General features: G+C 47.4%; 2 protein-coding genes. Both read right to left on the minus strand.

Going from position 1 to position 2,167, the window contains the following annotated elements; all coding sequences use genetic code 11:
* Positions 1-31: 31 nt before the first annotated feature.
* Positions 32-1,699 carry an IS66 family transposase gene (locus FTT99_RS16265; protein WP_180009710.1) on the minus strand — a complete coding sequence of 556 codons (1,668 nt, stop codon included), beginning with the start codon at positions 1,697-1,699 and terminating at the stop codon, positions 32-34.
* A gap of 74 nt (positions 1,700-1,773) precedes the next feature.
* On the minus strand, positions 1,774-2,167 hold a 394-nt coding region (tnpB, locus tag FTT99_RS16270), incomplete at its 5' end, for an IS66 family insertion sequence element accessory protein TnpB (protein WP_257230550.1).

Here is a 2,167-nt window from a genome sequence, read left to right on the forward strand (position 1 = left end):
GTAAGCGTCCGCTGAACCCCATGCCTATTTTTTAATTTGAGTTGGATTTCCAGCGATGTGGCAGTAATTCTTCAATCTGAGTCACTTTATGTGTCGGCAACCTTTTCAGCACATCACTTAAATAGGCATAGGGATCCAGCCCATTCAGCTTTGCTGACTGGATTAATGTCATAATATTGGCTGCTCGCTGACCGCTGCGCAGCGAACCTGCAAATAACCAGTTCTTACGTCCCAACGCCCAGGGGCGCATCTGGTTTTCCACCCAGTTATTGCAAATCGGTAGATTGCCATCATCCAGATAGCGGCTTAAGGCTGGCCAACGCTTCAGAGTGTAATTGATGGCCTTGGCGGTAGGAGAACTCGATGGCACTGTCAGATGATGTTGGTTGAGCCATTCATATAGTTGTTGCATCACTGGTTGACTATGCTGTTGTCGGTATTCGCGGCGGTCTTCCGCTGTACCATCGGTCTTTTTCCTGAGTTCTGCTTCTATCGCATACAGTTTCTGAATCAGCACTAAGGCCTGTTCAGCGACCTGACTTTTCCCAGTTACATGCAGTTCATGGAATTTACGACGTGCATGGGCCATGCAGCCCACCTCTATGACCTGGCCTGATTTAAAGCGTGCTTTATAACCACTGTAATCATCACAGACTAGATAGCCCTGCCAGCCTTTCAAGAACTCTGCAGCATGCTGGCCTGAACGACTATCCTGAAAGTCATAGATCACCGCCTGAACTGGATTGTACTGTGTGGTGGCATAGGCCCAGACATAACCTTTCTTCGGTTTTTTATCATTCTCACCCATCCGCATGATGGTGACTGGTGTTTCATCTGCATGCAGCACCTGCTGTTGTAGTACCACCTCTTTTAAGGCATTGGCCAGAGGTTCCAGTTCCACACCGCAGCGACCTATCCAGTCAGATAAAGTTGATCTAGAAAGTTCGATTCCCGCCCGCTGATAGATCAGACGTTGACGGTACAGCGGCAAATGATCGGCATACTTCGATACCAGCACATGGCTGAGCAATTCAGGTGAAGCAATGCCTTTATCAATCACATAGGCGGGCATCGCTTGCTGAGTCAGAGTGTCACACTGATCACAGACCCATTTACCACGCACATGCTGTTCCTTATAGAACTGTGCCGGTCTGAAATGCAGTTTTTCACTGATATCTTCGCCGATACGACGTAACTGGCAGCCACAACTGCATTGGGTTGATGCAGGTTCATGCTCAATACGGATGGTGTGTAGATGATCTGGCAGCAGTCGACGTTTAGGTTTGTTGACTGTGGCTTTCTGTGTCGCTGCATGGGTTTTATCTGCATTTAATCGTTCTAATTCCAGATCAACGGCTGCGATATCTTCTTCGACCGCCTCATCCCACAGATGGATTTGTTTTGCGGTGAGATGTTCGTTTTTACTGCCGAATTTATGCTGTTTAAACAGCGCCAGTTCATGCTCGTATTTTTGATTGAGAATAGAAAGATGCTGAACTTTAGAATCTAATTGCTGATTGGTGACTTCAAGATGTTGAACTTTGGCATCTAATTGTTGATTTGATACTTCCAGATGTTGAACTTGAGCATCTAATTGTTGTTTATCTTCTGCGAGTTGTTGATGCTGCATCGCCAACTGCCGGGTGAATTCCAGCAGTTGTTCATGGGTCAGTTGGCTTAAATCTGGCAGCGTATTCATGACCGCAGTATGCCTGAGGTCATGAGAAGAATGAAATAGAACGTTTGGAGGATGGCAGAATAGCCGAGCTTGGTTTAGAGCATCGTGACCACCTGCTGTCGTCCAATGCGCTGCCAAGGCAAACCCTGGATTAATGCCTGTAACTGTTCCGGGTTGAGAGCTACGCTTTCACCCTGGTGAACTTTAGCCCAGTGGAATTTTCCCTGTTCCAAACGCCGGGCACACAGCCAGATGCCCAGTCCATCATGTACCAGCACTTTCATGCGATGGCCACGTTTATTACAGAACAGGTAAGCACAATGCGGTTTAATGTAGCCAAAGGCTCTCACCACCTGAGCCATGACAGTATCCATCCCTGCTCGCATATCCAGAGGTTGGGTAGAAAGCCAGATTTCATCGATACGGATCATGTTGCCAGCACCTTGAGTAATTCTGCCAAGGCAGGTATTTCTGATACTTGCCATTTCA

Origin of the sequence: Acinetobacter sp. YH12040, from assembly GCF_013420005.1 — a bacterium.
GTDB lineage: Bacteria > Pseudomonadota > Gammaproteobacteria > Pseudomonadales > Moraxellaceae > Acinetobacter > Acinetobacter amyesii.

Coding starts and splice junctions, on each gene's coding strand:
- FTT99_RS16265 (WP_180009710.1), bottom strand. CDS start 1,699: ATGAATACGCTGCCAGATTTAAGCCAACTGACCCATGAACAACTGCTG.